The following is a 22144-nucleotide window of genomic DNA, read 5'->3' as shown; positions in this document are numbered from 1 at the left end:
CCGATCTTAGCTTCGTAATAAAAGCCACATATTTATCAAATTAATATTGTACAAACATATTTTTTGTACTATAAATTTTGATACGCAATTTATTTTTGTATAGGATTTTGAATGGACATACAACGCGTTGTACAGGCATATCAAGAATTAACGAAATCCAATATTGCGCTTCTTGGTCATATTTATCACTCGAATGTGGTTTTTAAAGATCCTGTACACAAAATAGAAGGCTGGGAAGCGCTAGAACTCTATTTTGAAAGTCTCTACCAGAATGTCATCAGCTGCAGTTTTGACATCCATCATGCTCAACAAACGGAAAATCAAGGCTTTTTGGTTTGGACAATGCGTTTGCAACACCCAAAATTACGTCGTGGTCAGGAAATTACGGTCGAAGGCATGTCATGGCTACAATTTTCTGATCACAAAGTCATCGTACAGCAAGACGCCTATGACCTTGGCGAAATGATTTATGAACACATTCCTTTGTTAGGTCATGTGGTGCGAAAGGTCAAGCAAGGACTGGCACAATGAAAAAGATATTGATTACCGGTGCCACATCAGGGATAGGACGACAACTCGTTCTTGATTATGCTCAGCAAGGTATGGATGTTATTGCTTGTGGCCGTAATCAAGAAAAATTAACTGAGTTAGAAACCGAGTGTAACGGCATTGAAACCCTCTGTTTTGATATCACAGATCCACACGCGTGTGTCAACGCATTAGCCCAATTACCAGAGGGTATTGATGGCTGGATTTTCAATGCTGGAGATTGTCTTTACCTAGAAGATGGTGTCATTGATCTTGCCGTCGTAAAGCGAGTAATGGATTGTAACTTTTACGGTCTTGTTCATTGTTTGTTTGCTTGTCAAGGTTACTTTCAACCCGGTCATCAAGTGGTGGTGGTCGGCTCAATCGCCTCACACATTCCCTTACCAAGAGCAGAAGTCTACGGAGCATCGAAAGCGGCCGTGGATTATTTTGCCAATACGCTAGCGATTCCTTACCGGCAGCGAGGTATTTATCTGAGCTTGGTCTATCCGGGGTTTGTCGATACGCCTTTAACGCAAAAAAATACCTTTGCCATGCCAGGTGTCATCAGTCGAGAGCGGGCTTCAGAGATTATTATCAAACAACTGAGCCGTAAGAAACCCCATATTTATTTTCCAAGGCGTCTTACGTGGGTAATTCGTTTTCTCGCTTTACTCCCCCATGGTGTTGCTCAGTGGCTAGGCCGACAAATGATAAAAAAATGAGAGACAAAGAATGAAAATTGCCATTATTGGAAGTGGAATATCTGGTTTAACATGTGCTTATCACTTGCACAAAAATCACGATGTAACGGTTTATGAAGCCAATCACTACATCGGAGGTCACACCGCGACTGTGGATGTCGATGAGTCAGGTAAACCTTTGGCGATTGATACTGGTTTTATTGTTTACAATGACCGTACGTATCCCAGGTTCAATCGACTACTGGATGAATTGGGTGTAAAAGGCCAAAAAACCGATATGAGTTTTAGTGTCAAAAATCAAGCTAATGGCCTGGAGTACAATGGGCATACCTTAACGACGCTGTTTGCCCAAAAACGCAATTTATTCAAGCCAACATTTTATCGATTTTTAGCCGAAATTGTGCGCTTTAACCGCCTGGCGAAGGCGATGGCGCAACAAGAATCAATCAATGATGTGACCTTAGGGGATTTTCTACAGCAGCAAGGTTTTACTGATTATTTTTGTCAAAATTACATTTTGCCAATGGGGGCGGCGATTTGGTCTTCTTCGCTGGCTGATATGAGGCAATTTCCTCTGCCATTTTTTGTTAACTTTTTCCTTAATCACGGTTTATTGGACATCAATAACCGTCCTCAGTGGTCGGTGATAAAAGGGGGGTCAAGGTGCTACATTCCCGCGTTAACGAAAGGGTTTGCCAACCGTATTAAACTCAATTCACCGGTGCAAAACGTTTACCGACAGGGCGATCACCTTGTGGTTGAATCAAAAGGTGAAAAGCAATCATATGATCAAGTGATTATGGCTTGTCATAGCGATCAAGCCTTGGCAATGATTAATGATGCCAGTTCACAAGAAACTCGTGTCCTTTCGGCGTTGCAGTATCAAGCCAACGAAGTTGTACTCCATACAGATACCAATTTATTACCCCGGCGTAAAGCGGCGTGGGCGGCTTGGAACTACTGGCTAGACGGCAGTGATAAAGAGCAAAATCAATTGCCTAAACTAACTTATAATATGAATATTTTACAAGGACTTAAAACACAAAAAACCTATTGCGTGAGTTTGAATGCCACTGCTGATATTCAACCTCAAGCCATTATTAAACGCTTTACTTATCACCATCCGGTTTTTAATCCTGCGGCGATAGCGGCACAACAGCAACGCGATCTTATTAATGGCGTCAATGGCATTTGGTTTTGCGGCGCTTATTGGTATAACGGATTTCACGAGGATGGTGTGCGTAGTGCGGAAGACATTGTTGAAGCGTTTGAGCTTGGTCTACCGCGTGTTCTTCGAGGCGTTGCGTGATGGCGAGTCCTTCATTGCGAAGCCGTTTGATGGTCGGTCAGGTGAGGCACAGGCGGTTTACACCGACGTCTCATCATCTGAATTACCCCTTGTTTATGCCAGCTATTGATTTGGATGAATTGGTGTCGTTACAAACCTCGGTCACTTTTTTTGGTACGCGTTGGTGGCACTGGGCGCGATTTAAACGTTCTGATTACCTCGGTGAGGGGTGTTTAAAGCAAGCCGTGCAACAAAAAGTCCAACAACTCACCGGGGAGCTTTGTCAGGGCAAGGTGGTCGCGGTGATTCACCTGCGATATCTCGGGTTCTATTTTAGCCCGGTCAATTTTTATTATCTGTACGATGAACATCAGCAATGGCGCTACGTGCTCGCTGAGGTGAGTAATACACCTTGGAATCAGCGCCATTATTACGCTGTGCCTGCCAGTGCGTCACACCAAGTGTGGTGCGATAGTAAAGCCTTTCATGTGTCACCGTTTAATCCTGTTGATCAAGACTACCATTGGCGGGTTAAACCACTTGACTCTCAGTTGTTTGTGCACCTCGAGTGCCACAAGCAAAAGAAGCACTTTGATGCCACATTAACGATGAAAGCGAAACCATTTAACAGCGCTAACTTGGTGGCGGCTCTAGTCCGAACGCCAATAATGGCATTAAAAATGCTTGTTGGTATCTATTGGCACGCGCTGAGATTGTGGCTCAAAAAGGTGCCAATTTACGATCACCCGGATAAGCATCAACAACAAGACAAAAACCACTCATAGGGAATAGCGATGCAGCATATTGAATCAAAAACGAATAAAACCGCATTGAGCTTCTCACAGTCAATGGCGAGAAAGTGGATATTTCAGCGCTTGCAACAGGTACAAGGTGCAGCGCTGCAAATACAAGAACTCTGGTCTAACCAGACAATTGATTTTGGCACCACTCATGCCCCAGCCATTGTATTTCGTGTTCATCACGCCAATTTTTACCAGAAGTTGATCAAAGGGGGCAGCATTGGCGCTGCTGAATCTTACATCGATGGTGATTGGGATACTCCGGATTTAACTCAGGCTTTGACTTTTTTTGCCACCAATGAAGACACAACGGATGCCATTGAATCTAATGGGCAATGGTTAACCAAGTTGTCGACTAAAATTCAGCATTGGCTCAATAGCAACTCGATTAAACAAGCAAAACGCAATATTTCAGCGCACTATGATTTGGGCAATGATTTATACCACAGCTTTCTCGACGAGAGTATGCTGTATTCATCGGCCTTATATCGCCAAGGTACGGACTCTTTGGAACTCGCTCAACAGCAAAAGATGGCGCGCCTTTGTGAGCAGCTGTCGTTACAGCCCAGTGATCACGTGTTAGAAATAGGTACAGGTTGGGGGGCAATGGCGATATATATGGCGACTCATTATGGTTGCCAAGTGACCACGACCACCATCTCTGAACAGCAATATGACTATGTGGCCCAAAAAATCACCGAGCTTAACCTACAAGACAAAATTACTCTGTTGAAGCAAGATTATCGCCGTTTAGAAGGTCAATTTGATAAATTGGTGTCTATTGAGATGATTGAAGCGGTTGGAGAAAAATACCTGCCGCAATTTATTGATGTATGCCAACAACGACTTAAACCCAGCGGTAAGATGGCACTACAGATGATCACGATTAGCGACCAGCGCTTTGATTACTACCGAAGCAATGTTGATTTCATTCAGGCGTATATTTTTCCAGGCGGTTTTCTTCCTTCAGTCAGTTATTTTCTCAATCAAGTCTGTGCTCATAGTCCACTTATTGTGCGTAATTTACACGATTTTGGTTTTGACTACGCGCGGACGCTGGCCGATTGGCAGCAAAGATTCCATCAATCAGAAGCGACCGTACGCGCTTTGGGCTACGACGAAAGGTTTATCCGTTTGTGGCACTTCTATTTCAGTTATTGTCAGGCGGGTTTTTTGGCTAAAACCATCAGTGTGGTGCAAATTACGTTAGAAAAGCAGCGTTAGCGTATGGCTTTTTTTGTCCTTTCACTTTGGTTCCAAGCCGGTTGGTTTTTGGCGGTGGCCGGTCGCGAGTCGTATCTGTTGTTAACGCTTGCTTGGGTGGGTATGAGTTACGTTTGGCAGTGGCGCAATCAAAGTCAAACAATGTTGTCTATGGTGGCCTTTGCGTTATTTGGCATGGCACTCGACCAGGCGAATATCTACTTCGGTATTTTGGATTTTAGCCAAACTTGGTTGCCGGTGTGGATGATAGGCTTGTGGCTACTGTTTGCTTGGTATGGCAGTCACTTTGTGGCGGCGTTCGCACACTGGCCGAAGCGTTGGCTGTGCCTCTTGGTGGCGACCTCTGCCACCTTGAGTTACTACGCAGGCTCAGCACTTGGTGCGGTGAGCTTCGAATCGATGAGATTGTCTCTGACGGTGCTTTTTGGTCAGTGGCTGATCATTGCCCAATTGATGACAGTGCTACTTATGAGGAAAAGAGAATGATAAGGACATTTCGGTGTGTACTTTTATTGTTCACAAGTACCACCTTCTTTACTATGTCAGCCTTTGCAAATGACACACAGACTTGGAGCGAGTGGCCAGTGGTCGGTAAAGCGCGATTATCTTGGTTTTTGTTCGATGTTTACGACTCGCAGCTGTTATCGCCAAGCGGCAATTATCAAACGGGTATGCCCTCCAAAACACAACCGCTTGCGCTGGCGTTAACTTATTTGCGCAGCATCAGTTCGCAGCAACTGGTTGAGGCGACACAAGAACAATGGCAAAAAATGGGTCTAGATGAACAAGAGTACACCCCTTGGCTTGCGATTCTTCCCAGCGTGTTTCCCGATGTCAAGAAAGGCGATTCGCTGGCCTTAGTCAGTGATGGACAAGGGTGTCAATTTTATCAGCAGAGTTCGAGGGAAACCTCGATGAGATTGTCACAAAGCATTGATAAAAAGGAGTTTTGTCGCGCATTTTTAGGTATTTGGCTGGGGGCCAATACACAGTACCCCAAATTGAGGAATGCCTTAATAGGAGTGAGTGATGAACAATAATCGCTGTCGGTTTTTCCGCGCTATAGTGCTCTTTTTGAGCGCTTTCATCGTTGCCTGTAGTGCCGATATTGATGACTATTCACAAAGCGGGCCGGAATTTCAATTGTTTGATTATTTCTCTGGTCAGCATACCGCATGGGGAATGATTCAAGATTACCGTTTAAAACAAACTCGCCGGTTCGAAGTCGCGTTGCGAGGCGAGGTTAAAGGTGAAGAGTTAACCTTACACGAAGACTTTGTCTTTGATGATGGTGAAACCATGACCCGGGTTTGGCGCATCACACGACAAAGCGATGGGCACTACCTTGGTCAAGCCGATGACATTGTCGGTACCGCACTCGGACGCGAACAGGGTAATGCGTTACATTGGCAATACGATTTTCTCATCGAACAAGATGGAAGCAAAACCCAAGTCACCTTTGATGATTGGCTTTATCGCCAAGACGAAAAGCATGTGTTTAATGTCACCTCGATCCGAAAGTGGGGCATAGAGGTTGGGCGGCTAACGCTGTTTTTTCAAAAACACGATTAAGAGTGAAGCCGATAAAAAACCGCAGACTGGCTGCGGTTTTTTCTTGCGACACAATACCAATCTAAACAGAATCAAATTGGTATAATTTCAAATTACAGTTTGTCGGTTAATTCGATGGCTTGGCCAATGTAGTTTGCCGGAGTCATTTGTTTTAAACGTACTTTTTCTTCTTCTGGTAGCTCAAGCCCATCGATAAAGACTTGCATCGCCGCTTGATCAACGCGCTTACCACGAGTCAACTCTTTGAGTTTTTCATAGGGTTTTTCGATACCATAACGACGCATTACAGTTTGAATGGGTTCCGCGAGTACTTCCCAGTTGTGGTCGAGTTCATCAAGCAAAGCCGCTTGGTTCACTTCGAGCTTTGAGATGCCCTTCATGGTTGAGGTATAGGCAATAACAGAATAGCCAACACCTACACCAAGGTTACGCAATACGGTTGAATCCGTCAGGTCGCGCTGCCAGCGTGAAATCGGCAGTTTTTGCGCCAAATGGGTAAAGATTGCATTGGCTAGACCTAAATTGCCTTCTGAGTTTTCAAAGTCAATCGGGTTCACTTTGTGAGGCATGGTCGATGAACCGATTTCACCCGCAATGGTTTTTTGCTTAAAGTGACCAAGTGCAATGTAGCCCCAAATATCGCGATCAAAGTCAATTAAAATGGTATTGAAGCGACTAAGAGCATCAAAAAACTCAGCAATGTAGTCATGCGGTTCAATCTGAGTTGTGTACGGATTCCAATCTACGCCAAGTGATTCTGTGACAAACGACTCGCTGAGTTGATGCCAATCCACTTCAGGATAAGCGGATAGGTGTGCGTTATAGTTACCCACTGCGCCATTGATTTTGGCCAAAATTTCAACCGATTGAATCTGTTTAAACTGGCGTTCCATGCGGTAAGCAACGTTGGCCATTTCTTTACCAATGGTCGAAGGAGAAGCCGGTTGGCCATGGGTACGTGAGAGCAGAGGAATGTCGCGATACTCAGTGGCGAGTGCTTTAATCGCGTCTATCAATGCGCTTAATTGAGGTAAGATAACTGTGTCGCGCGCTTCTTTGAGCATCAATGCGTGAGAGGTGTTGTTGATGTCTTCAGAAGTACAAGCAAAGTGAATAAATTCATTCACCGCAGCAAGCTCAGGTTGCGCTGCCACTTTCTCCTTTAAAAAATACTCAACCGCCTTGACGTCGTGGTTTGTCGTACGTTCAATCTCTTTGATGCGTTCTGCATCTTGTTGGTTGAAGTCACTAGCGATACGATCGAGAAAATCATGGGCCTCTTGACTAAAAGCCGGCACTTCCGCAATTGCATCTGTCTGTGAAAGCTTCTGTAGCCAACGTACTTCAACGATAGTGCGGTACTTCAATAATCCGTACTCACTAAATATTTCTCGTAACGCAATCGTTTTACTTCCGTAGCGACCATCTACTGGTGAAACAGCAGTCAATGCTGACAGTTCCATGTTCATCTCCTGAATTATCAATAGGGGGGTTAAATAGGATAAAAAAGAACGCTCGCCGTGGTAGGGCGAGCGAGGTTTTAAATTACATTCGTGCTAATAATATTTGTGCCTGTTGCAACATTTTTTTGCGCCCAAACACCAGATGGCGTTTGCGACCACCAACCTGACGCCAGAGAACGGCGCAGCGAATGCCCGATAACAGCAAAGCACGCACCTTCTCTTGTTGGTTGGGTTGTTGTAACACACTCGGGGTGCCAGCGACTTGTATACGCGGACCGATTGGACTAATGACATCGAGGTAAACGCTGGCGAAATTGGCGATCATTTGTGGTTCAAATAGGTCAAAGTGTTCAGTTTGACGTTGAATCATTGCAAGGCGATCGCCAAGTTGAGCCAGTGCATCTTGGCGCGAAGACAGTTTTCTTTCTAGCGCCATTAGACTGATGAGATAACGCGTAATTTCACTTCCAGATGGGGAGTTGTCAATGCCATTTACTAGACATTCCAAACCCGCTTTGAGGTGTTGCTCTCGCCCGAACACATCGAGTGTATTTTGTGGAGAGGTCGCTAACGTCGCTTCAATCGATGTCTTGAACGCTTGCTCATCGCACTGACCATTTTTAGCGACTTGTTGCACTAGATAAGCCGCTTGACACATGCCAGCAAAGGCGAGGGTACGATCGTAAATGGTATGAGACAACGCTTTTCTCCTTGATTGACGTCAATTATGCGAGTGGAATTCGCTGTTCGATAATGCCACCGCCAAGACAAATCTCACCGTGGTAGAAAACAGCAGATTGTCCAGGGGTCACCGCAATTTGCGGTTCATCAAAAACGACCTCTATTGTACCATCATCTATGGGGTTGATGGTACAAGGAATATCATCTTGTCGATAGCGCGTTTTGACGCTGCAGCGAACGGGCTCTGTTATGGCGTTACGATCCACCCAATGCAATTGACCTGCCACTAATCCAGTCGATTTGAGCAAGGGATGGTCGTGCCCTTGTACCGCAATCAGCACATTGCGCGTGAGATCTTTTTCCGCGACAAACCAAGGTTGTTCATTGCCGCCGCCGCCTTTTTGGCCGCCGATATGCAGCCCTTTTCGTTGGCCTAAGGTATGGTACATCAAGCCTTGATGCTGGCCGACCACTTTACCTTCCGGTGTTTCGATATCGCCTGGCTGTGCCGGTAAATAGCGACTTAAAAATTCAGTGAATTTTCGTTCGCCGATGAAGCAAATACCGGTGGAGTCTTTCTTTTTGGCTGTGACGAGGCCTTGCTCTTCTGCAATTCGACGCACTTCTGATTTTTGTAGTTCACCAACGGGAAATAAGCTGCGCGCAATTTGCTCATGACTCAGTGTATACAAGAAGTAACTTTGGTCTTTGTTGTTGTCTAAACCGCGAAGCATGGTTGCCTTGCCTGGGGCATCGACCGCGCTGCGACGTACGTAATGCCCCATCGCAATGTAATCGGCGTCGAGCACTTCATCGGCAAATTCGAGAAACGCTTTGAATTTGATTTCTTTATTACAAAGAATGTCTGGGTTAGGCGTACGGCCGGCTTTATATTCCTCGAGAAAGTACTCAAAGACATTGTCCCAATACTCAGCGGCGAAATTAATCTTGTGTAAGTGGATGCCAAGCTTGTCACACACAGCTTGGGCATCGGCAAGGTCTTCGGCGGCAGTACAGTACTCCTCGCCATCATCCTCTTCCCAGTTCTTCATGAACAGCCCTTCAACTTGGTATCCTTGTTGTTGAAGCAAATAAGCGGAAACGGAGGAATCGACACCACCAGACATACCGATGATGACTTTTTTAGCGCTGTTATCAGTCATAACTTTTTACCACACATGAAAACTGGAGCCGAATATTAACAGAAAGCAAATCGCTCGGACAGATGAGAATGGTCTTTATCGGTGACTTTCTGCCAATTGATTTATGACGCTGAGGCAACAAAGGCCGTTGTGAGTCGTTTTCAAAATAAATCCATCAAGTAAACGTTTGCTATTGCGGTGAAGATTGCTGGGGTTTAATGCGCGAGTTAGAATCCGTTATCCGTTCATCATGTGACACACTATTGCTATGAAATTTCCAGGACAACGAAAATCCAAACACTATTTCCCGGTCGATTCAAGAGACCCCTTATTGGCGCAATCAACCAAAACGACCCTCAATAAAGGCCATGTCATCGGCATCGACCAAACCTTGGTGGATATCGAAGCCAAAGTGTCGACAAAATTTATTGAAAAATACGGTTTGAGTAAGGGGCATTCATTAGTTATTGACGATCGCATAGCAGAGTCACTGTATTTTGAACTGAAAGAGCAAGGTCTGATCACCAGTGAATACGCTGGGGGCACGATTGGCAATACCTTGCACAACTATTCAGTATTGGCTGACGCGCGCTCAACTTTGCTTGGGGTGATGAGCCAAGATATCAAAATTGGCAGTTACGGTTATCGCTATTTGTGTAATACCTCAAGCCGAATGGACTTAAATTATTTACAGGGTGTCGATGGGGCTATCGGTCGTTGTTTTGCCCTTATCAGCGAAGACGGCGAGCGCACGTTTGCTATCAGCGAAGGGAAAATGAACCAATTGAAGCCAGAGAGCATTCCCGAGTCTATTTTTAAAACGGCCTCTGCATTGGTACTGACCGCGTACCTTGTCCGTTGTAAACCTGGCGATCCTATGCCTGAAGCGACGATGAAAGCCATTGAATACGCCAAGCGTTATGACGTGCCTGTTGTGTTGACCTTAGGAACCAAGTTTGTCATCGAAGATGATCCGGCCTTTTGGCAATCTTTTATCGATGAGCACATTTCAGTTGTGGCGATGAACGAAGATGAGGCGAGTGCCTTGACAGGATTGACCGACCCATTAGCGGCTGCCGATAAAGCCCTAGATTGGGCAGATTTGGTGCTTTGTACTGCTGGTCCCCTGGGGTTGTACATGGCAGGTTACACCGAACAGAGTTCAAAAAGAGAAACCTCTTTGCCTCTGTTACCCGGCTGTATTGCCGAATTTAACCGTTATGAATTTAGCCGACCGGTAATGAAAGAGAAAGTTGATCACCCGATGAAAGTCTATTCTCATATTTCTCCTTATATGGGCGGGCCGGAAAAAATCAAAAACACCAATGGCGCAGGTGATGCCGCGCTATCTGCATTGTTGCACGATATGGCGGCCAATAAATATCACCGCGACAATGTGCCGAATTCAAGTAAACACAAGTTTCCTTTTTTAACCTATTCTTCATTTTCACAAGTGTGCAAATACGCAAACCGAGCCAGTTACGAAGTTTTGGTACAGCATTCTCCGCGTTTGTCGAAAGGATTACCGGAAAAAGAGGACAGTTTAGAAGAAGCGTATTGGGAAAGGTAGGGCAAAGGCAGTAATAAAAAAGCGGCTCCCTGACTAGGAGCCGTTAATCATTGCTAATAACAGAGTGTTATAAACGGACTGATTGAACAAAGATAAGCTTAGATAGCGAAATCTTCGAGGGATTTGCCTTCATCAAGGGCTTTTTGAATTGGCAACGGCGTACGACCTTGGCCAGTCCAGGTTTTTTCTTGGCCCTTGTCATCGGTAAATTTATATTTTGCTGGGCGAGGGGCGCGTTTTTTCTTTGGCTTACTGGTTGCAGATTCATTTGACAAGGCAGAAATTAAGTCATTCACATCAATGCCATCTTGAGAGATTTGCTGCGCAATTTGTTCAAGTTTTGCTTTTTTCTCAGCTTCTAACTGTCGCGCTTCTTCTTCTTGCTCACGACGCTCTGAAACGACAGTATTTAACTTATCGAGAGCTTCTTCTAATTGACTCAACGTCAACTCTTTTGATAATGCACGCAGACTACGAATATTGAGTAAGGTTTTAGTCAGGTCGGACATGGGTATTCCTTTTTATTTAAACGTTATACGCAAATGCGCTTGGAATGTTTATATCTTTAATATACTTTGCTTTTGGACAACCGCAAAGACAATAAGTTTAAAATAGCCAAAAATATAAATAGATTATAAACCAGTCTCATAAATAAAAAAGTCAGATTATTGTCAAGAGTGTTTATATTTATTTCTTTAAGATAAATGGCTTTTAAATATTTCTAAGTGTCTAATTACATATTGTTGATTAATTTAAAAATACTGGTTTATACGCGGTTGCATTCAGAGTCGATTTGCGTACAATGTCGCGCACCTGATGCGGGGGCGATTTGACAAAACTCAGACCAAGTTTTGACAAAAAGAACTTCGCCGTAGAGGTGCAATAGCAATCAGTCGTGATGTTTGGGGTGATGCCGATGAAACATCATAAAAGGTGTTATTGCCGAAGTCTTGTAGGTATCGAACTGCAAGGCTGGGGTTGTGTTCGAATAGGCACAACACTGCCATAGTCATTATTAATACACTATGGAGCGCTACTGTAGGGTTAACTAACCACGGTTAGTTTATCGCTATTTGTTAACGAGACACTTTTGGAAGTATGGCACTTCTCGGTCGTTCTGCAGTAGATCTCTAACCAAATAAACTGGTTCTCGAAGATCATGAATTTAATCGATTATTCTCAATCCTTTCTCGCTTTATTGCCGCCGGTAATGGCACTAACTCTCGCAATTGTAACCCGTAAAGTGATGTTATCACTGGGTGTTGGCATCCTGCTTGGGGCACTTTTATTGACCGACTATTCGGTTTTAGACAGCGTTACTTATATATTTGATCAAGTGTCGGCCGTCTTTATTGACGGAGAGGGTTTAAATACTTGGAATATGAGTATTGTTGCCTTTCTACTATTATTAGGCATGATGACGGCACTATTAACACTTTCTGGCGGCACTCGCGCTTTTGCAAATTGGGCCCAACGCAAAGTGAAAACCCAGCGTGGTTCAAAATTATTGGCGGCTTTTCTCGGTGTGTTTATTTTTGTCGATGATTATTTCAACAGCTTAGCCGTCGGTGCCATAGCCAGACCTGTAACCGACAAGCTCAAAGTATCGCGTGCTAAACTGGCTTATATTCTCGATTCTACCGCAGCGCCAATGTGCGTCATTATGCCGGCATCGAGTTGGGGCGCTTATATTATGACCATTGTCGGTGGTATTTTAGTGTCTCACGGTATCACTGAGTATTCGGCGATAGGCGCTTACATGCGACTGGTGCCAATGAACTTTTACGCCATCTTTGCCCTCTTGATGGTTTTTGCCGTCGCGTGGTTTCGATTGGATGTGGGGAAAATGAAAACCCATGAACAAGCGACGTTATCTCAAGTAGATTCCCTACAAGAGCAAGCGGATAGTAGCGTTCTGCATGACGATTTGGATATAACAGAAAGTCGCCATGGTCGCGTCTCAGATCTGCTATTGCCGATCATTGCACTGATTGTCGCGACCGTGTCTTTTATGTTGTTCACCGGGGCGCAGGCGCTTGCAAAAGACGGCCTCCCCTTCTCTTTACTCGGCGCATTTGAAAATACGGATGTGGGGCGCTCATTGGTTTACGGTGCATTAATTGGCCTGGCATTGGCGTTAGTGACTGTCCTAAGACAAGCCTTACCTGTCAAAGAAACGGCCAGAACACTTTGGATTGGGGCGAAATCCATGTTTGGTGCCATTGTTATCTTGCTGTTTGCTTGGACAATTGGTTCGGTGATCAGCGATATGAAAACCGGCAGTTTCTTATCGACGTTAGTACAGGGCAGTATTCCATCACAATGGTTGCCGGTTCTGCTTTTCTTACTGTCAGGCGCGATGGCGTTTTCGACGGGAACCTCATGGGGGACATTCGGCATCATGCTGCCAATTGCTGGTGACATGTCTGCTGCGAGCGATATCAGCTTGATGTTGCCTATGCTCAGTGCCGTTCTTGCCGGCTCGGTATTTGGTGATCATTGTTCGCCTATCTCAGATACCACCATTTTGTCTTCAACCGGGGCGCGTTGTCACCACATAGATCATGTGGCTACTCAGTTGCCTTATGCCTTGATCGTGGCGGTGATTTCGAGTTTGGGCTTCATTGTACTTGGCTTTACCGATTCGATAGGCCTTAGCTTGTTAACTTGTGTTGTGGCATTTGTTATCAGTTGCTTCATCTTGCGCAGTATGAATAGAGATCACGCCTAATTTTAGATTGCCGACATCGTTAATCGATAGCGTAAATACCGCAAAGCCAGTATCGAGTTAAGATGCTGGCTTTTTGTTTAAATAGGGTAAAGGCAAACTTAGAACCCAAGTAATTGAATGACTCTTGACTTGTCTCGGCACGTGTCAGTGAACAAGCCCAAGCCCAAATAGCCAAGTAAAGCCGTGATTTATGGTGGACGTGTTTCATTGTGACAGCGAACCTTCAAGACGACGAGAGGTAAAGCAGGCTCACCGTGATGGCCTTTTAGCCCGTTTCAGGTATCTATAAAACACGGATAATATTAGGGTCTCGTGAATTTTATCTTTCCTATCATTGCGCAAAGGCTTCGTTGGATAAATTAAATCAAAAAAAGTGTGCTTTGCCCCTTGCAATCCTTGCTAAGCTCAGATAGTGTTGAAACTCAATTAGGACAGTTAAGAATAACTAAGTATGCGTATTATTGGAATGAACATTCATCACCATCACCATCCCTAAGAGGTCTTTCGGGGAGGTTTACGTATACCCGGGAGGCAAGATGCTCCCGGAGGTTGATAAGAATTTTTTAAAACCCTCGGGACCATTATCCCGAGGGTTTTTTTATTTCGAATTTTTATACCGATTTTAAGAGAAGGGAAGTAAGCATGACAACACAACGACTACGTATTGCAATTCAGAAGAAAGGCCGCCTGAGCAAAGAATGCCAAGAACTATTAAAACAATGCGGTGTTAAATTTAACCTTATGGGTGAACGTTTAGTGGTTCATGCGCAAAACATGCCAATCGATCTATTGCTTGTACGCGATGATGACATTCCTGGCTTGGTAATGGATGGCGTCGTTGATTTGGGCTTTATCGGAGAAAACGAATTAGAGGAAGTTCGCTTAGACCGCATCGCATCAGGTGAAGCGAATGAATTTACCACGCTAAGACGCTTAGATTTCGGCGGTTGTCGCCTGTCAATCGCCATCAACAAGGACCAGCAATACAACGGCCCTCAAGACCTTGCTGGTAAGCGCATTGCCACAACTTACCCACATTTGCTAAAAGCGTTCATGGACGCGAATGATATCGATTTTTCAACCTGTATGTTGACTGGTTCAGTCGAAGTGGCGCCTCGTGCAGGTTTGGCCGATGCGATCGCGGACTTGGTGTCAACCGGTGCGACGCTAGAAGCCAACGGCCTAAAAGAAGCCGAAGTCATTTTCCGTTCAAAAGCCACCTTAATTCAGCGCACTGGTGAGTTTGATGCTGATAAACAAGCTTTGATTGAAAAGCTACTGACTCGTATGCAAGGTGTGCAGCAGGCAAAAGAATCAAAATACATTATGTTGCACGCCCCGGTTGAAAAACTTGAAGCGATTAAATCTTTGCTACCGGGAGCCGAGGATCCAACTGTCCTGCCACTTTCGAGCGACAAATCTCGCTTGGCCGTACACTTGGTCAGTACTGAAAACTTATTTTGGGAAACCATGGAAGAGCTAAAAGCACTGGGCGCGAGCTCCATCCTTGTGTTACCGATTGAAAAAATGATGGAGTAAGGCAATGAGAACAATCGTATGGCAATCCCTCAGTGAACAACAACAAGATGCAATTTTGGAACGGCCGGCGATCAGTGCGGGTGCCAATATTACGCAAGCTGTCCAATCGGTCATCGACACGGTGCGTAAGGACAAAGACCAAGGTCTACGTGAGTTAACGGCTAAGTTCGATGGCACTGATATCGATACCATCGCAATGAGCAAAAATGACATCAATGCGGCGGCTGAGCGTTTAAGCGATACCATGAAACAGGCGTTGCAACAAGCTTACGATAATATTGCCCTTTTTCACAAGGCACAAAAGCCAACGCCATTAAAGGTTGAAACTCAACCAGGAGTGGTTTGTGAACAACTCACTCGCCCAATTAATACGGTTGGTCTTTACATTCCCGGTGGCAGTGCACCACTGCCTTCAACGGTATTGATGCTCGGTGTACCAGCGCAGATTGCCGGTTGTCGCAAAGTGGTTTTGTGTTCACCACCGCCGATTGCCGATGAGATTTTATACGTCGCTAAACTGTGTCAAATTGACGAAGTGTATCAAATTGGCGGTGCGCAGGCCGTCGCTGCTATGGCTTATGGCACAGAAACGGTCACCAAAGTGGATAAAATTTTTGGCCCAGGTAATGCGTACGTTACCGAAGCAAAGCGCCAAGTGAGTAACGATTTTCGCGGTGCGGCCATCGACATGCCAGCCGGCCCGTCAGAAGTGATGGTGATTGCCGACGATACTGCAGACGCCGATTTTATTGCCGCAGACTTGCTAAGCCAGGCCGAGCACGGCCCTGACTCTCAAGTGGTCTTGGTCACACCTTCGATTGCCATTGCCGATCAAGTAACCGATGCGGTTGAGCAGCAACTGAAAACACTATCTCGTGCCGACATCGCTCGTCAGGCGTTAGCATCGAGTCTGATCATTATCTCTGAGTCTATGACCCAGGCGGTGGCGATTTCAAATCACTACGGCCCTGAGCACTTGATTGTACAAACCAAAACCCCTCGAGAGTTGCTGCCACTTCTCGACAACGCGGGCTCTATCTTCTTAGGGACTTGGTCACCTGAGTCTGCGGGCGATTACGCATCAGGAACCAACCACGTATTGCCAACTTACGGCTATACCAAAACGTACTCCAGCTTAGGCCTTGCCGATTTTAGCAAGCGCATGACCGTGCAAGAGCTCAGTGCTGAGGGCTTACAAAATCTCGCCCCAACCGTGGTGACAATGGCCGAAGCGGAAGGCTTAGATGCGCACAAACGCGCGGTGACTATCCGTATTGAAAAACTGGCGAAGTAGGAGCTAAACATGGAAAAATTGGCCAGAAAACAAGTTCAAGGATTGACGCCGTATTTGTCGGCCAGACGCATTGGCGGCAGTGGTGATGTTTGGCTCAATGCCAATGAATCTCCTTTTGACAACCCTTACACGACGGATTTTACTGGGCTCAATCGCTACAGTGAATGCCAGCCGCCTGCCTTGATTGATGCTTATGCCGCTTATGCGGGCGTCACGCCACAGCAAACGTTAGTGTCTCGAGGTGCCGACGAAGGGATTGAACTGCTCATCCGCGCGTATTGCGAGCCAAATCAAGACGCTATTTTGTTTTGCCCACCCACTTATGGCATGTACTCGATCAGTGCGGAAACCTTTGGCGTTGAACGAAAAACAGTCCCTTTGACGCAAGAGTGGCAACTCGACCTAGCAACCATCGAGCAGCAGCTTGATAATGTTAAATTAGTCTTTGTGTGTAGCCCTAATAACCCAACGGGTAACATTCTACCCAAAGAGCAGATTGTCTCGTTATTAGAAATGACACGCGATAAGGCGATTGTGGTACTTGATGAAGCGTATATCGATTTTTGTCCCCAGCACAGTGGCGTTGACTTACTGGAAAAATACGATAATTTGGCTATCCTACGCACCTTGTCAAAAGCGTTTGCTTTAGCGGGGCTTCGCTGTGGTTTTACTTTAGCCGATGAAGCGATAATCAATGTGCTATTAAAAGTGATCGCGCCATATCCGGTTCCGGTCCCCGTCGCTGATATTGCCGTTCAAGCGCTGTCTGAGTTTGGTTTGGCCCGTGCAAAGTCACAGGTCCTCGAGCTCAACACCAACCGAGCTTATTTGGAGGCCGGCTTGAGTGAAATTGCAGGGGTGACGGTACACTCAGGATGGGGCAATTATTTACTAGTCCGTTTTCCCGATGGCGATGCCTTGTTTAAAGCGACTTGGGACAACGGCATTATTTTGCGTAATTCACCTATCGAAAATAGTGTGCGCATCAGTGTTGGCAATCGCGAAGAGTGCGAAAAAACACTGACTTTTATTCGAAACTTTTATTCTTAACAGAGAAAGGACAATCTCGTGAGCAAGCAGCAAAAAATCCTATTTATTGACCGTGATGGTACCTTGATTGTTGAGCCACCTGTTGATTTTCAAGTCGACCGTCTCGATAAACTTGCCTTTGAACCCTTTGTAATTCCCAGTTTATTGGCCCTACAAGAGGCGGGTTATCGCTTAGTGATGGTGACTAACCAAGATGGATTGGGCACCGAAAGCTACCCACAAGCGGATTTTGATGCGCCGCACAATATGATGATGGCGGTGTTTGAGTCACAGGGGGTGGTGTTTGATGATGTGTTAATTTGTCCACATTTTGACAGCGATAATTGCACCTGCCGCAAGCCCAAATTAGGTATGGTGAAAGAATATCTGCGCGAAGGCAAAGTGGACTTTCAACATTCAGTGGTCATTGGTGACCGCGTCACGGATTTGCAATTGGCCGAGAACATGGCAATCGAAGGGCTTCAATACCACCCAGAAACCATGAACTGGCCGCAGATTGTACGCTTATTGACGGTCAAAGAGAGAACGGCGAAAGTGGTTCGCACTACAAAAGAAACCGACATCCACGTTGCGGTCAACCTAGATCAAAGTGGCGGTAATTCCATCAAGACTGGCCTTGGCTTTTTTGATCATATGTTGGATCAAATCGCCACGCACGGCGGTTTCCAACTCAAGCTGAACGTAGAAGGGGATCTTCATATCGACGATCACCACACGATCGAAGATACGGCATTGGCGTTAGGCCAAGCGTTAAAAGAGGCGCTTGGTGATAAGCGTGGTATTGGCCGCTTTGGCTTTAGTTTGCCAATGGATGAATGTCTTGCCCAATGTGCACTGGATTTATCCGGTCGTCCTTACCTTAAGTTTGACGCTGAATTTAGCCGCGATATGGTGGGTGATTTGTCTACGGAAATGGTGGTGCACTTTTTCCGTTCGCTCACCGATACGCTGGCTTGTACTCTGCACTTGAGTTCGAATGGCGATAACGATCACCACATTATCGAAAGCTTATTTAAAGCCTTTGGACGTACACTGCGACAAGCAATCAAAGTCGAAGGCAATGAGTTACCGAGCAGTAAGGGAGTGTTGTAATGACTCAGCAGCAAAAAGTGGTGATCATCGACACCGGCTGTGCCAACGTGTCATCGGTGCGCTTTGCCATTGAACGATTGGGTTACTCAGTGACTATCTCTCGCGATCCAGACGTCGTTTTGGCTGCTGACAAGCTGTTTCTACCCGGGGTAGGCACGGCCAGTGAAGCGATGAAAAACCTTGAACAGCGCGGTTTGATTGACTTGGTAAAACAAGTTACTCAGCCGTTACTCGGTATTTGTCTGGGCATGCAGTTATTGGCGAAATTGTCTTATGAAAAAGGACAAAAAAGCGATCAAAGTGTCGATTGCCTTGGCTTGTGTGACAGTGAAGTGCGTTTGATGGATAGCGGTGATTTGCCCTTGCCACACATGGGGTGGAACACGTTAACCCCCGTTGCTGATCACCCGCTTTTTCGCGGTATCGGCGAGCAAGATTACGTGTACTTTGTGCACAGTTTTGCCATGCCTGTGGGTGAGTACACCATAGCTCGCTGTGATTATGGTAATGCATTCTCTGCTGCCATTCAGCACAACAACTTTTACGGGGTCCAATTTCACCCGGAGCGTTCTTCAAAGGTTGGCTCGCGTTTGATTCAGAACTTTCTAGAACTTTAAAATTGAATGGATTTGGCCAAAGAGTGCCACAAGGAATTAATATGATTATCCCAGCATTAGACTTAATCGATGGACAAGTGGTGAGACTGTTCCAAGGCGATTATGGAAAAGTGACGGAATATAAAGTTGACCCAGCCGAGCAATTTGCTCTTTATCAACAAGCCGGTGCAAACTGGTTACACCTGGTTGATTTAACCGGCGCCAAGGACACGCAAGCACGACAGCTCGATTTGATTGAAACCTTATTGGCCAGTACGCCAGCCAAGATTCAAATTGGCGGCGGTGTGAGAAGTGAGCAAGACGTGATTGACCTACTTAACGCGGGGGCGCAGCGAGTGGTTGTTGGGTCGACAGCGGTAAAAAATCCCGCGATGGTCAAAGAGTGGATGCTCAATCACGGCGCTGAAAAAATCGTACTCGCGTTGGATATCAACATCAATGAACAGGGCGAACGCAAAGTGGCGGTATCAGGGTGGCAAGAAGACTCAGGCGTTACCATTGAGCAGTTGTTAGAAGACTATCTGACGGTGGGCTTAAAGCACGTCCTGTGTACGGATATCTCAAGAGATGGCACCTTAACCGGTTCGAATGTTGAACTGTACCGCGACCTATGTGCTCAATACCCTCAAGTTCAGTTTCAATCCTCTGGCGGTATTGGTCAACTCGACGACATCGCTGCGTTGAAAGATACCGGTGTTGCCGGTGTAATTGTTGGTCGTGCATTACTCGATGGTAAATTCAGTGCTGAGGAGGCGTTTACATGTTGGCAAAACGCATAATTCCATGTCTTGACGTTCGCGATGGCCAAGTGGTTAAAGGCGTGCAATTTCGCAATCACGAAATCATTGGTGACATTGTTCCACTGGCTAAACGCTACGCGGAAGAAGGCGCAGATGAGTTGGTGTTTTACGATATTACCGCCTCGAGTGATGGCCGCGTTGTCGACAAAAGTTGGGTCCAGCGCGTTGCTGAGGTGATTGATATTCCGTTTTGCGTTGCAGGCGGGATTAAATCGGCCGCTGATGCAGAGCGCATTTTAGAATTCGGCGCTGATAAAGTGTCGATTAATTCACCGGCGTTGGCGAACCCAAGTTTAGTGACTGATCTTGCTGATCGTTTTGGGGTGCAATGTATTGTGGTTGGTGTCGATTCGTATTTCGACAAGGATACGGGCCAGTATCAAGTATACCAATTTACCGGTGATGAAAAACGCACACAAGCCACCCAGTGGCAAACCTGTGATTGGATTGAAGAAGTACAAAAACGCGGCGCTGGTGAAATCGTGCTTAATATGATGAACCAAGATGGTGTTCGTAACGGTTACGATTTAGAGCAATTGGCAAAAGTGCGTTCGGTCTGTCGAGTGCCATTGATTGCCTCTGGCGGCGCTGGAGAAATGTCACACTTTTCTGATGCGTTCTTAAAAACGAATGTCGATGGTGCGTTAGCCGCTTCGGTATTTCACAAACAAATTATTAATATTGGTGAGCTAAAAGGCTATTTAGCGACCCAAGGGGTTGAGGTAAGAAAATGACCAACAGCACACAGGAGACCGATCTGGTTTCGCGTATTAATTGGCAGAAAGTCGACAATATGATCCCGGCAATTATTCAAGATCAACAGTCTAGCCAAGTGTTGATGATGGGGTACATGAACCAAGAAGCACTAGAAAAAACGCTGTCGACAGAAAAAGTAACCTTTTTTTCCAGGACTAAGCAGCGTTTGTGGACCAAAGGAGAAACCTCAGGTAACGTCTTGCAATTGGTCAATATCGCTTTAGATTGCGATCAGGATACACTGCTTATCAAAGTAAACCCCATTGGCCCAACTTGTCATACCGGAACGACAACCTGTTTTGATGGTGACAAAGAGACCAAAGAAACGCAATTGGTTTGGTTACATCAACTAGAGCAGTTGCTGGCAGAGAGAAAAAATGCCGATCCTGAAACGTCTTACACTGCGAGTCTTTACGCGCGTGGTACTAAGCGAATTTCACAAAAAGTCGGTGAAGAGGGGGTCGAAGTTGCCTTGGCGGCGACCTCTGGCGACAAAGACGAATTGATCTGTGAATCTGCTGATTTGATCTATCATTTATTTGTCTTGCTAAGCGATCAGGGCTTGTCCTTTAACGATGTGATCAACAAACTCAAAGAGCGTCACTGAGTTATCCCCATTTGATTACGTATGTGGTCAATGAGAGCGCAAGAAAAGCTTGAGGATAAGGCAATAAGATAAGTCATTACCAGACAAACCAGGCGGCACTTACCGCCTGGTTTTTTTGACGTCGACCGTCTAGATCATTGACCGACGAGTAAGCTTAACCACAGCATTTTTTAAACTTTTTACCACTGTGACAAGGGCAAGCATCATTGCGCTGAATTTTGATCTCTGCAGCGTGTGGTTCGACGTCACCATCGACGTAATACCACTGACCCTCTCGGCGAGAAAAACGCGATTTTTCAGCTAGGCTGTGCAGGCTGTTACCATCAATATAATCCGCTTTAAAACTGACAAAGCCTTCATCCTCGCTACTGCCGTCATGAGTTTCGGTGACAGTGAGTTTCACCCAGTTTAGAGTGGTCGAGTTGGCAATGCCATCACGCTCTTGCTCTGCATGGCAGTCGGGATGATAGGTATCGACAATAAAGTCAACCAAATCCATGACATGCGCACTGTAACGAGCGCGCATCAATTGCTCTGGACGCTCGGCATTACTGGGGTTGTCATGGATAACTTGGCAGCAATCCATGTAAGTCAAAGAAGAGCCACAAGGGCAAAGTGAATGATTCATAAAGCGCTCCGTATTTCATTGGAGCTCATTGTACGGTGTTAACGCCGCTAATCAAGGT

General features: G+C 45.8%; 23 protein-coding genes, 1 riboswitch and 1 other annotated feature. Of the genes, 18 read left to right on the top strand and 5 right to left on the bottom strand.

Going from position 1 to position 22144, the window contains the following annotated elements; genetic code table 11:
* The first annotated feature begins 111 nt into the window (after nucleotides 1–111).
* Genes AB0763_RS08205 through AB0763_RS08170 form a run of 8 tightly spaced genes read left to right on the top strand, consistent with a single transcriptional unit; the run spans nucleotide 112 to nucleotide 6116 of the window.
* Nucleotides 112–531, top strand: coding sequence for a nuclear transport factor 2 family protein (locus AB0763_RS08205; RefSeq protein WP_306100269.1), 420 nt, complete (start codon nucleotides 112–114; stop codon nucleotides 529–531).
* A complete protein-coding gene (locus tag AB0763_RS08200; RefSeq protein ID WP_306100268.1) occupies nucleotides 528–1253 on the top strand; it encodes an SDR family NAD(P)-dependent oxidoreductase in 726 nt (241 codons plus the stop codon). Before AB0763_RS08205 ends, AB0763_RS08200 begins: the two co-directional genes overlap by 4 nt.
* 10 nt (nucleotides 1254–1263) lie before the next feature.
* Nucleotides 1264–2541: an NAD(P)/FAD-dependent oxidoreductase gene (locus AB0763_RS08195; RefSeq protein ID WP_306100267.1), complete on the top strand. Its 1278-nt coding sequence runs from the start codon at nucleotides 1264–1266 to the stop codon at nucleotides 2539–2541.
* Nucleotides 2541–3305 (top strand): DUF1365 domain-containing protein, encoded by a 765-nt coding sequence (locus tag AB0763_RS08190; protein ID WP_306100266.1) that lies wholly within the window; start codon nucleotides 2541–2543, stop codon nucleotides 3303–3305. Before AB0763_RS08195 ends, AB0763_RS08190 begins: the two co-directional genes overlap by 1 nt.
* A gap of 9 nt (nucleotides 3306–3314) precedes the next feature.
* Nucleotides 3315–4544 (top strand): cyclopropane-fatty-acyl-phospholipid synthase family protein, encoded by a 1230-nt coding sequence (locus tag AB0763_RS08185; RefSeq protein WP_306100265.1) that lies wholly within the window; start codon nucleotides 3315–3317, stop codon nucleotides 4542–4544.
* Nucleotides 4545–4547: 3 nt separating this feature from the next.
* Entirely contained in the window at nucleotides 4548–5030 is a 483-nt protein-coding gene (locus AB0763_RS08180; RefSeq protein WP_306100264.1) for a DUF2878 domain-containing protein, read from the top strand.
* A gap of 53 nt (nucleotides 5031–5083) precedes the next feature.
* Nucleotides 5084–5584: a chalcone isomerase family protein gene (locus AB0763_RS08175; protein ID WP_306100263.1), complete on the top strand. Its 501-nt coding sequence runs from the start codon at nucleotides 5084–5086 to the stop codon at nucleotides 5582–5584.
* Nucleotides 5574–6116 (top strand): DUF3833 domain-containing protein, encoded by a 543-nt coding sequence (locus AB0763_RS08170; protein ID WP_306100262.1) that lies wholly within the window; start codon nucleotides 5574–5576, stop codon nucleotides 6114–6116. Before AB0763_RS08175 ends, AB0763_RS08170 begins: the two co-directional genes overlap by 11 nt.
* A gap of 92 nt (nucleotides 6117–6208) precedes the next feature.
* On the opposite strand, the gene purB is transcribed toward AB0763_RS08170, so the two are convergent.
* The 3 genes from purB to mnmA all read right to left on the bottom strand — a co-directional run bounded on the left by purB (nucleotide 6209) and on the right by mnmA (nucleotide 9423).
* On the bottom strand, nucleotides 6209–7579 hold the full coding sequence (gene purB, locus AB0763_RS08165) for an adenylosuccinate lyase (protein ID WP_306100261.1): 1371 nt from the start codon (nucleotides 7577–7579) through the stop codon (nucleotides 6209–6211).
* Between the two features lie 82 nt (nucleotides 7580–7661).
* Complete coding sequence (gene hflD / locus AB0763_RS08160) at nucleotides 7662–8279, bottom strand: high frequency lysogenization protein HflD (RefSeq protein WP_306100260.1); 618 nt, start codon at nucleotides 8277–8279, stop codon at nucleotides 7662–7664.
* Nucleotides 8280–8304: 25 nt separating this feature from the next.
* Nucleotides 8305–9423: a tRNA 2-thiouridine(34) synthase MnmA gene (gene mnmA / locus AB0763_RS08155; protein WP_306100259.1), complete on the bottom strand. Its 1119-nt coding sequence runs from the start codon at nucleotides 9421–9423 to the stop codon at nucleotides 8305–8307.
* A 247-nt stretch (nucleotides 9424–9670) separates the two neighbouring features.
* Here mnmA and AB0763_RS08150 point away from each other — a divergent pair, with 247 nt between their 5' ends.
* Complete coding sequence (locus tag AB0763_RS08150; RefSeq protein ID WP_306100258.1) at nucleotides 9671–10972, top strand: inosine/guanosine kinase; 1302 nt, start codon at nucleotides 9671–9673, stop codon at nucleotides 10970–10972.
* A 98-nt stretch (nucleotides 10973–11070) separates the two neighbouring features.
* Here the strand turns inward: AB0763_RS08150 and AB0763_RS08145 are convergent, their stop codons facing one another.
* Nucleotides 11071–11481, bottom strand: coding sequence for an H-NS family nucleoid-associated regulatory protein (locus tag AB0763_RS08145; protein ID WP_306100257.1), 411 nt, complete (start codon nucleotides 11479–11481; stop codon nucleotides 11071–11073).
* Between the two features lie 355 nt (nucleotides 11482–11836).
* A riboswitch (Lysine riboswitch) is annotated at nucleotides 11837–12016 on the top strand.
* 115 nt (nucleotides 12017–12131) lie between these two features.
* Between AB0763_RS08145 and AB0763_RS08140 the strand changes: the two genes are divergently transcribed.
* From AB0763_RS08140 to hisIE, 9 genes are all read left to right on the top strand, one after another.
* Nucleotides 12132–13703 (top strand): Na+/H+ antiporter NhaC family protein, encoded by a 1572-nt coding sequence (locus AB0763_RS08140; RefSeq protein ID WP_306100256.1) that lies wholly within the window; start codon nucleotides 12132–12134, stop codon nucleotides 13701–13703.
* A 474-nt stretch (nucleotides 13704–14177) separates the two neighbouring features.
* Nucleotides 14178–14305, top strand: a sequence feature (His leader region).
* Between the two features lie 40 nt (nucleotides 14306–14345).
* Nucleotides 14346–15242, top strand: a complete 897-nt coding sequence (gene hisG, locus AB0763_RS08135) for an ATP phosphoribosyltransferase (protein ID WP_306100255.1) — start codon at nucleotides 14346–14348, stop codon at nucleotides 15240–15242.
* A 4-nt stretch (nucleotides 15243–15246) separates the two neighbouring features.
* On the top strand, nucleotides 15247–16536 hold the full coding sequence (hisD, locus tag AB0763_RS08130; protein ID WP_306100254.1) for a histidinol dehydrogenase: 1290 nt from the start codon (nucleotides 15247–15249) through the stop codon (nucleotides 16534–16536).
* A gap of 9 nt (nucleotides 16537–16545) precedes the next feature.
* Nucleotides 16546–17586, top strand: coding sequence for a histidinol-phosphate transaminase (hisC, locus tag AB0763_RS08125; RefSeq protein WP_306100253.1), 1041 nt, complete (start codon nucleotides 16546–16548; stop codon nucleotides 17584–17586).
* Nucleotides 17587–17604: 18 nt separating this feature from the next.
* Nucleotides 17605–18678: a bifunctional histidinol-phosphatase/imidazoleglycerol-phosphate dehydratase HisB gene (gene hisB / locus AB0763_RS08120; RefSeq protein ID WP_306100252.1), complete on the top strand. Its 1074-nt coding sequence runs from the start codon at nucleotides 17605–17607 to the stop codon at nucleotides 18676–18678.
* The gene (hisH, locus tag AB0763_RS08115; protein ID WP_306100251.1) at nucleotides 18678–19295 is read left to right on the top strand and encodes an imidazole glycerol phosphate synthase subunit HisH; all 618 of its coding nucleotides are present in this window, start codon (nucleotides 18678–18680) and stop codon (nucleotides 19293–19295) included. Before hisB ends, hisH begins: the two co-directional genes overlap by 1 nt.
* Before the next feature lie 41 nt (nucleotides 19296–19336).
* Entirely contained in the window at nucleotides 19337–20074 is a 738-nt protein-coding gene (gene hisA, locus AB0763_RS08110) for a 1-(5-phosphoribosyl)-5-[(5-phosphoribosylamino)methylideneamino]imidazole-4-carboxamide isomerase (RefSeq protein ID WP_306100250.1), read from the top strand.
* Complete coding sequence (hisF, locus tag AB0763_RS08105) at nucleotides 20056–20829, top strand: imidazole glycerol phosphate synthase subunit HisF (protein WP_306100249.1); 774 nt, start codon at nucleotides 20056–20058, stop codon at nucleotides 20827–20829. The genes hisA and hisF overlap by 19 nt, the downstream gene beginning before the upstream one ends.
* Nucleotides 20826–21458 (top strand): bifunctional phosphoribosyl-AMP cyclohydrolase/phosphoribosyl-ATP diphosphatase HisIE, encoded by a 633-nt coding sequence (gene hisIE / locus AB0763_RS08100; protein WP_306100248.1) that lies wholly within the window; start codon nucleotides 20826–20828, stop codon nucleotides 21456–21458. The genes hisF and hisIE overlap by 4 nt, the downstream gene beginning before the upstream one ends.
* 154 nt (nucleotides 21459–21612) lie before the next feature.
* Here the strand turns inward: hisIE and AB0763_RS08095 are convergent, their stop codons facing one another.
* Complete coding sequence (locus AB0763_RS08095; protein WP_306100247.1) at nucleotides 21613–22086, bottom strand: YchJ family metal-binding protein; 474 nt, start codon at nucleotides 22084–22086, stop codon at nucleotides 21613–21615.
* Between the last annotated feature and the right edge of the window lie 58 nt (nucleotides 22087–22144).

Source organism: Vibrio sp. HB236076, assembly GCF_040957575.1.
Lineage (GTDB): Bacteria > Pseudomonadota > Gammaproteobacteria > Enterobacterales > Vibrionaceae > Vibrio.
Note: the sequence above shows the minus strand (reverse complement) of the source record. Positions and strands in the feature narration are given on the sequence as shown.